The sequence below is a fragment of the Lysinibacillus sp. NPDC095746 genome, from assembly GCF_044763535.1.
Taxonomy (GTDB): domain Bacteria; phylum Bacillota; class Bacilli; order Bacillales_A; family Planococcaceae; genus Lysinibacillus.
In genome coordinates this window covers 1-8,188 of record NZ_JBIWGL010000057.1, presented here as the reverse complement: position 1 = coordinate 8,188, position 8,188 = coordinate 1, and the positions used below count along the sequence as shown (strand labels likewise).

At 35.3% G+C, this 8,188-nt stretch carries 7 protein-coding genes; 1 reads left to right on the top strand and 6 read right to left on the bottom strand.

Annotated elements, in window-relative coordinates:
• Nucleotides 1-41: 41 nt before the first annotated feature.
• The 5 genes from ACIQ7N_RS23350 to ACIQ7N_RS23330 form a co-directional block, all read right to left on the bottom strand.
• Nucleotides 42-962 (bottom strand): MBL fold metallo-hydrolase, encoded by a 921-nt coding sequence (locus ACIQ7N_RS23350; RefSeq protein ID WP_402936607.1) that lies wholly within the window; start codon nt 960-962, stop codon nt 42-44.
• A gap of 99 nt (nt 963-1,061) precedes the next feature.
• Nucleotides 1,062-1,283 carry a hypothetical protein gene (locus tag ACIQ7N_RS23345; RefSeq protein ID WP_132362857.1) on the bottom strand — a complete coding sequence of 74 codons (222 nt, stop codon included), beginning with the start codon at nt 1,281-1,283 and terminating at the stop codon, nt 1,062-1,064.
• 11 nt (nt 1,284-1,294) lie between these two features.
• Complete coding sequence (locus tag ACIQ7N_RS23340) at nt 1,295-2,362, bottom strand: LolA family protein (RefSeq protein WP_402936605.1); 1,068 nt, start codon at nt 2,360-2,362, stop codon at nt 1,295-1,297.
• A complete protein-coding gene (locus ACIQ7N_RS23335) occupies nt 2,362-3,810 on the bottom strand; it encodes a HAMP domain-containing sensor histidine kinase (RefSeq protein WP_402936603.1) in 1,449 nt (482 codons plus the stop codon). The genes ACIQ7N_RS23340 and ACIQ7N_RS23335 overlap by 1 nt, the downstream gene beginning before the upstream one ends.
• Nucleotides 3,807-4,505 carry a response regulator transcription factor gene (locus tag ACIQ7N_RS23330; protein ID WP_248718792.1) on the bottom strand — a complete coding sequence of 233 codons (699 nt, stop codon included), beginning with the start codon at nt 4,503-4,505 and terminating at the stop codon, nt 3,807-3,809. The genes ACIQ7N_RS23335 and ACIQ7N_RS23330 overlap by 4 nt, the downstream gene beginning before the upstream one ends.
• A 403-nt stretch (nt 4,506-4,908) precedes the next feature.
• Between ACIQ7N_RS23330 and ACIQ7N_RS23325 the strand changes: the two genes are divergently transcribed.
• Nucleotides 4,909-5,181, top strand: a complete 273-nt coding sequence (locus ACIQ7N_RS23325; RefSeq protein ID WP_132362865.1) for a hypothetical protein — start codon at nt 4,909-4,911, stop codon at nt 5,179-5,181.
• Nucleotides 5,182-5,856: 675 nt separating this feature from the next.
• Here the strand turns inward: ACIQ7N_RS23325 and ACIQ7N_RS23320 are convergent.
• Nucleotides 5,857-7,404, bottom strand: a complete 1,548-nt coding sequence (locus tag ACIQ7N_RS23320) for an esterase/lipase family protein (RefSeq protein WP_402936609.1) — start codon at nt 7,402-7,404, stop codon at nt 5,857-5,859.
• Nucleotides 7,405-8,188: the final 784 nt, after the last annotated feature.

The following is an 8,188-nucleotide window of genomic DNA, read 5'->3' as shown; positions in this document are numbered from 1 at the left end:
TTTAAGTGCGCATAAAAAATTAATTTTAGGTGTTAGTGTGCTTAGAAATTTCCAATTATGATGTTTTTTTCGGTTGACATTTCACCACTGTGCTTAGGTAGATCAAATTCAGCAATAAAATCTTCTCGTGACAATTTTCGTTGAAGAGCTTCTTTTGCATGTTGGGTCATGAAAGATAAATACTCAATTAATGTATCGCATAAAGTCAAATCAGCAATATTACCATGACCAGGCACAAGTATATTTATATCGATTTGTTTAACTCGCTTTAATATCGTCAAAAATTCTTCAGGATTATAAATCGGTACATGTAAGTTTTCAGTCGCTATATCACCCATAAAAGCTATTTTTTCTTTAGGAAGGTACATAAATGTATCACTCGGTGAATGTCCACCGCCTAAACAGTATAATTCCACAGTTCTTTCGGAACCGGTGATAGTTAATTTTTCTTCAAACAACAAGGATGGTAGTACAATTTGTAATTGAGATAGGTCATCTAACACTTTCGACATTTCTTGATATTGATTGATTAAGCTTGCTTTTATAATGTTGTCTTCTGTTGAAACGATTTGATTTTTTAACTGAAACAGGTAATGATTCATGTCCTGCTTTTCCTTCTCATAATCTTCAATCTTATTTTTTTCTTTGCACAATTTCTCCGTTACATATGTAGAAACAATCGTTGTATCTGAAAATACTTGATTTCCAAAAACATGATCCCCATGATAATGACTGTTAATCAAATACTTTACTTTCTTACCCGTTAAACTTTCAGCTTGGCGCCTTAACTCATCCCCCGCTGAAGGAGTACTTAGCGAATCAAAAACTAGAAGCTCATCACCTAAATCAATTATTCCTGCATTACTCCAAGCACCCTGACCCGGTTTAGCAATAGCAGCAAACACACCGGCACATAAAGTACGCAAAGTAAAATATTTTGTTTCTACAATCCCCTGTTCCATTTATAACTCCCCCTAGAAGTTTTTACATATTATAACATTCACATTTGAAGATAAATCAAGAAAATCCACTCTTTTTACAAAGTGGATTTTCTCATTGTATTAAATAAGTCGCTTAATCTTCGTTTCATATAACGCAACAATTAGTAAGCCACCTAGTATAGGGGTTAAAGAACTAAAACTAAAATAAAAACCTTCATCATTGTATTGTCCTAAGAAATGAAATTGTAGCCATGGAACGCCATATGTTTCACCTACACCGTATAAAAAAACTGTGCTAAATAAAAACAATGCGAGACATTTTATAAATTCATTTCTTTTCATACCCATTCACCTCACTTAACGATGGTCATTTGTTTTGTATAGGCTACAAGATCTTCAATGGTTTGCTTAGAGTCTACAGTAAACATGCTATATTGATAGCCGTTTTCCTCCCAGCTAATCGAACGGAATTTATTCTCGTCCATTACAGTACCTTTTTGACCTCGAATGTCCATTTCTTTTTCACCTTTAATAGGCTCTACCTTCTTAGCATTGCTATTTGCTTTAAAAACTGTTACTGAAATATCTTGCTGACCATTTTTCGCATAACTAAAGGTATACTCTGAACGATCTTCTATCCCTTTATCTAATGAAATTTCCTCCAAAGTTAGTCCGTTACCTTCTGGCACCATTAAAAATTCGCCAAGCTGTTCTTTCACTGTATCCAGTGTCACTGACTTAGATTCAGGTACACTTATTTCTTCCACTTTTGCATCCTTTGGAATATCAAGTATAAATTGTACATCATCAATTTTTGCCTTTTCATCCATTTTCGTATACTCTGTTGTTATTTTATTTCCTGCGCCATTTGTGATTGTTTTTAACGTTACCCATGTTTTTTTATCGACCCATATTTCTATATCGCCTATTAAAGTATCATCTTTTTTAGCTTTTGCTACAACTTTATACGTATCTCTTCCAGCAATCTTCTCCTCTCCTGCCATTTTCACATCATGTGTATCCTTTACAGCGTTAAATAGTAATTCTAACTGGTCTCTTTGTGATGGGATTTCATCTACCCCACCTTTACTAATATCTATTTTATGAGCAGTGTTTTTCACAACATCATACATAATTACCTGTGAGCCATTGTTGACTGAGATGCTATGTTCACCATTTTCAGCTGTTGTCTCAATACGTCGTTTACCATCTTTAGTCCACTCTTTGACTTGAATTTTTCCACCAGCCTCACCCATATCCATTGTGTATTCACCGTAATAAGCGAGTGGTTTTTTCGTTTCCTGTAATGCATGATCAATAATTTCCTGTGGTGAATATGCCCCCTCTGTATTACAACCTACTAAGCTAAATGTTAATGCGACAACTAAACCTGCTGCTCGTAATGATTTTTTCCAATTCATTATAAATTCTCTCCTTTAAATGGTGGCAGCCAGCAAAGTACAGCTGTTCCAAAGCCTTCTTTCGATACAAGCTCTACTGTCCCACCGTGTTTTTCTATTATTTGTTTTGCTATATTTAATCCTAGTCCAGTGCCACGCTCCCCAGCCTTTGTCCGTGCTGTATCTGCTTGGTACATGGGCTCGAATAGTTTCTCAATATCCTCTTTTTTGACACCTTGCCCGCTATTTTGCACAATGATATACATACCATGCTGCTTATTCAGTGCTGGTGATACAAAATCAAAGCACCCTATAGGACATTGTCCAGCATTCACGGCTGCTAAACCTATCGTTGTCCCTACTGCTCCATAACGCCAAGCATTACTCATTAAATTGTCGATCACCCGTTGTAGCTGCTTCGGATGCACTGCATACATACCCGCTATGTCACAAGTAACTTCAAGCTTAAATCCTTGATCTTTACATAGCTGCTCATAATCAGACAGTGCCATTTCAAAATACTCGGCCCCATCAACTGCAACAAGTTCTAAATGATAGCTTGTCGATTGCAGTAAAGTGTACATTAGTAAATCCTCTAGCATATGCTTCATCGTTTCAGACTTTGTTAAAATAATCTGTCGGTACTCGTCTTGCTGTTCTTTTGATAACGCCTTGCTTTGTAAAGACTCAGCATATGCTTGAATAGCTGTAAGAGGTGTTTTTAAATCGTGGGAAATACTTGCAATCATTAACTCCTTTTGCCGTTGTTCAGTTTTCAAGTAAGCACGTGCTGTTTCAATTTCGTCCTGCATGGCAAGAAAGGTTTGAGCAAGTTCTCCAATTTCATCTTTTCTTGCCACTAAATTTGACTCAACATGCTCTCCCTTTGCAAAAGTACGCATTTGCCGCATCAGTTCATGTAACGGGCGATTTAATTTACGGTTAAGCAGCATCATAACTGCAAAATAAATAAGGAGAAATAATACAATAGAGCTAGCTATTACAAGCCAAGAACGACTTTCTACGCCTTTTACCCAATCCTTCCTAACTAATTGAATCTCATAAACCCCAAGCAATTCTCCATTTTGATAAACAGGCTCTTTATAAGTAAAGGCATTGTAATTTTGCTTTAGCTCATATAAACCTTTAAAAACTCTATCTTTAGAATCAAACACCAGTTTCAATGGATCAGAGGAATACAAACGTAAGCCTGATTTCGAGTAAAGTGTAATTGAGAGCTGATCATTCGTTAGTGCTTCAATTTCTTTTATATCTGCATTTTTCGAATAATACAGCGGATTTTCCAGAGTAGATTTCACCTGATTGAGCTCTGTTAATTTTTCGAAATACTCACCAACGTTTTTATCTTGATAATAGGCATTAATCCATACATAAAGGCTATAAGCACCTGTTATCGGTAAAACCATCACGATAAAGAAAGTGATGAGTAACCATGCTTTAATTTTCATAATAGCTCACCGATAAAGCGATAACCTTTGCCCCATACTGTTTGTATATAATACGGTGATTTAACTGGATCTTTTAGCTTTTCTCGTAGTGCCTTTATATGTACTGTTACTGTATGTGTTTCATCTACGCTCGCCTGTTGCCAAATATGTTGATAGAGCTCTTCTTTTGAAAAGGTTTGACTTGGATTTTTCGCAAGTAGTTTTAACAGAGCAAATTCCTTCTGTGTTAAGGCAAGCTCTTGATCATTAAGGCGCGCTGTTTCCTTTTGCCAATCAATTTTTAAACCGTGTGTAAAGGATGTAACTTCTTCAGCTAATTCTTTTTTCGTATAACGTTTCCAGCGACGTAAGTGTGAGGCTACACGTGCCTTTAACTCCTCTAAACTAAATGGCTTCGCTATATAGTCGTCAGCGCCCTGCAAGCCCTCAACCTTATCTGCCTCTTCCTTACGCGCACTCATCATTAAAATAGGAACATCACTTTCCCAACGAATATTTTGGCAAACCGTCAGACCATCCATCTCAGGTAACATCCAATCGACTAACACTAAATCGAACGTATCCGCTTGAAAATCAGTTAATCCTTCAAGTCCTGTTGTTGCCCAAGTAATTTGGTAACCCTCTTGCTCAAGCGTATCCTTCACAATACGTCCTATCGCCGTATCATCCTCAATTAGTAATAGCTTTTCTCTCATCTGTTTTCCTCCTGAACTAACCTTACTATGTAAAAAGACATTTTTTCTGAACTTTATACTTTCTTTATAATTATCATAGATTTGGTTATCCGTCACTTCTCATTTTTTCGTTGGTCCGGCCTTTCCGTCGCTTTGACTCTTCTTTCCATTGTTCGGCTTGGTCTCTTTATAAATCTTTATGTATTTTTTATTTAAAATCAGTTCATTTCATTTTAGAACATTCTAGAAGTTGCTTAGTGATGGTTGGCAGTACCAAATAAATGTGACAAAATCGGTAATATTTGTAATTAATTTAAATAACTACAAATTCCGACAACATTTTCATTTTTATTGTGCTATGGTTGTATTGATCTATTAAATGCAACTTATTAATAGAGAAAACTAATACAAAGGGGAGTTAATTATGTTAAAATCAAAAATTTCAAAAATGGTAGGATCACTTGCTTTATCTGGAGCTATACTTATTCCTGCAGTATCAGCGAATGCATGGACTGAATATGTTTATGTCAAGGACTTATATCCGGATGCAGTTGATTATGTATTTGTAAATAATGGTGCAAATGACAAGTATGTAATAGTACAAGAAAGAGGATATGATGGTAAAATATACGAAACAAAGGTAAAATGCGATAAAATGGTTGGTAGTAAGTGTCATGTAGCAGTTGAAAGAAACTAGATAGGGCATTTAGTATTTATTGGAATACATAAATACTAAAAAAGGCGCATTGACTCATTAACGAGTTGTGCGCTTTTTTTGTTTCTAAGGGAGTGAAACCTAGTTGTTTAATTAGTATCAGGAATTATAATACAAACACCACTCCGCTAAAATATACCGTTTTTCCTATTGATTGTATATATTTTCATACTTTTCATTACTAAACGTGTAAATACCCATAAAACATTTTTAACATATATAAACCAAAGAAAATTTCGATAGAAAACAAATTAAATTAATAGATGGAAAGAACCTCAAGAAAAATGGTTTCTTGAGGTTCAGCAAAACTTAAAATAATATTGATTCTTTTAACTTCTCTTTTTCAGATTTAGACAAATTTTCTAAACCAATAAAGGATAATTGGTTTTTTTCATTAAACCCAAAACTAACTCTTTCACTTACTATTTTTTTGAAACTTTTAAATTGTTAGAGAAGATAATATATAATTTTTCGTGCGCAAGGCAAAGTTTAAAATCTCAGGTTCGTCCCTATCTACTTTCACTCCAATTTGTAATATTAAATTTGGGTAAGCCAAATAATTAGAATTCACCCTTCAGAGTACAAAAATAGTTTATTAGTGTCATTTACACTTATAAACTATTTTTGAAATTATATTTTTCTAATTATTATATATGACTATTTTATATACTTAGAACGAACAATGGTTCTATTATATGGCTCCCCCTGTAACGTTTCACCCGAAATATTTAAAGTTATATTATATACACCTGACTCTTTATTCTCTGGAAAATTCACCATAAAGTTTTGTTCATTAACCTTCTGCAATTGTAGTGAAGAAGCAATGTCTTTACCTGTTGGATCTAGTACTTTTATACCGAAAGTAAGTTTTTGTAATTGTGGATTCGCTTGCACTGTAATAATATTATTCGTTTCAAATGCTACTGTCGGAACGCTCACCTTAATCAAAGATGGGCCACCGTGTTGAACTGCTAGTAAATACGCATTATCTTCTGCCTGCGTGCTTATATTTATCTTCCATTCTCCCTTCTCAGAAATAACGTCAGTAAATATATGAGGTACTACGCCATTAAAGAAGGAGGCTTCCTCCAATGATTCGATTGTTCGGTTGGTATATTTTTTCCCTGAAGGAGATACTAACTCTATTTTATCAGTAGTTAATCCTGTCCACAGTTTAACATTATCAAGCTCAGTATCCACATAGAAAGAATGTGTCACATCATTTGACGATTGTAACTTTCCTCCATAAAAATAATGAGATGCATCCAACTCTTGAAAGGTGTCAGAATGAGAAAAGTATTCTTTGTTTGCAATGATACGATCAGTAGAAGCAGACTGTAGATACTGTTCCAATCTAGAAAATACCGCAGATCCCATGCGAATACGGTCATGGTCAAGTGAGGCATCGGTAAATAAATGTATTCCGTAAGATAATTTAGTGCTCGCCTCTTTGACTAATCCATCATTTGGATCGGAAAGATATAGCCCACCCATCCAGAGTGCAGATAGAAATGGTCCTGTATTAGTGCCAGCAATTGTATAGTAGTTGTTCTTGCTAACGTTGGGGTGATTGTCTATTAGTGAGCGAAAGTGTTCCATTTCCCCAACTTGAAGTGAATAAGTTCCATCATCTTTTTGACCGAGTAATGTAGCTAGCCACCCTGCCCACCAGCTATATGCAAGATCAGCTAACTCTGATCCATAATGAGGGGAACCTAAAGTAAACACCCTACCCACGTACGAATGAGCATTATTAAGAACTAATGCTGCTTGGGTATCAGGTCCACCCTTGCTATGGGCAATTATATTTAATTTTTCTCCGTGAAAATGTTGACTGATTTCTTTTAACATAGAGGCTAATAATTTTCCATTATCGTATTGGCTATAAGAACCGTTACCTGCTGCATCGTATAATTGAACAAATACAGTTTGATACCCTGCTTCATAAGCTTTTGTATACATGTCATTAAGACCGTAATATTCTGTATTACCATACCAGCTTGTAGCGTTACCATTTTTCCCTTGAACGAAAACAATAGGTGGCTTTTTCGGATCAATATTAGGTGGAGTTTCCCCTAAAAACCACTCTCCAGGAGTAAAGCTTTCGCCTGGTAGCTTCAATCCATAAGGTTCAATCTGGTTTGAGGCAAAAACATCTGGAGTAGAAAAAAGAATAATTGTGACCATTACAAATAACGAAACCATTTTTTTCAAATTGTTTTCCTCCTAATCATTATAAATAAAATTCATAAAGCTGTAGAAAAGCAATTCAGATTCCATAATTCAAAAAACTCTCGATTACTACATTATCGTAACGGTTTCCTTAGCGAGACATATCTTGTGAGTACATTTATGGTGTGTCGATTTTCTCATTTGTTAGTGCCATCCCTGATCACATAGAGAGATAATCAGCTTTATGTAAGCTCTACAAAACTACTAATAAATATGTCTCTAAGATATAATTTCAAACAGAGAGACAAACTAACCTCGCCTCCCATTTATCTCAATATTCTATAAAAGGGAATGATTCCCTTCTTTTTTAATAGTATTATTTTATACTGCGCCGAAGCCTAACGTTGAGAAGTAGCATAATAGATTGCGTAGTAAGTAAAATAGCATAGAACAAAACGACCAACTTCCAACGCCATGTTGTTCATATAAAGAATCCAAGTTCTTTACTCTGGTGTATTAACCCCTTCTTCTTGAGGTAGATGGATACTTTCTTGTCCATTTATATAACGTAATACAGTTTAAGTATTGATCTATACCTTCCGACCATTAAAAATTTTTTCAAATTTTAACTAACTTTTTTAGTTGGAAGGACGTCTAATAATTGGTGATTAAACCATTTAAAGGTTCGTCACCCAAAGTTGTGGATGACTTTTGTTAAAACTTCTACTATGTAAATAGTTGATTGGAGTGGAGACTGGGCGACTCCTCGGGGATCAGCGTCACAGATGAGACCCTGCAGCGCAGCGAAGCGGCTCAT

Excerpts from the sequence above, each read along its gene's own strand:
- ACIQ7N_RS23350 (WP_402936607.1), bottom strand. The coding sequence starts at position 962 with ATGGAACAGGGGATTGTAGAAACAAAATATTTTACTTTGCGTACTTTA.
- ACIQ7N_RS23345 (WP_132362857.1), bottom strand. The coding sequence starts at position 1,283 with ATGAAAAGAAATGAATTTATAAAATGTCTCGCATTGTTTTTATTTAGC.
- ACIQ7N_RS23340 (WP_402936605.1), bottom strand. The coding sequence starts at position 2,362 with ATGAATTGGAAAAAATCATTACGAGCAGCAGGTTTAGTTGTCGCATTA.
- ACIQ7N_RS23335 (WP_402936603.1), bottom strand. The coding sequence starts at position 3,810 with ATGAAAATTAAAGCATGGTTACTCATCACTTTCTTTATCGTGATGGTT.
- ACIQ7N_RS23330 (WP_248718792.1), bottom strand. The coding sequence starts at position 4,505 with ATGAGAGAAAAGCTATTACTAATTGAGGATGATACGGCGATAGGACGT.
- ACIQ7N_RS23325 (WP_132362865.1), top strand. The coding sequence starts at position 4,909 with ATGTTAAAATCAAAAATTTCAAAAATGGTAGGATCACTTGCTTTATCT.
- ACIQ7N_RS23320 (WP_402936609.1), bottom strand. The coding sequence starts at position 7,404 with ATGGTTTCGTTATTTGTAATGGTCACAATTATTCTTTTTTCTACTCCA.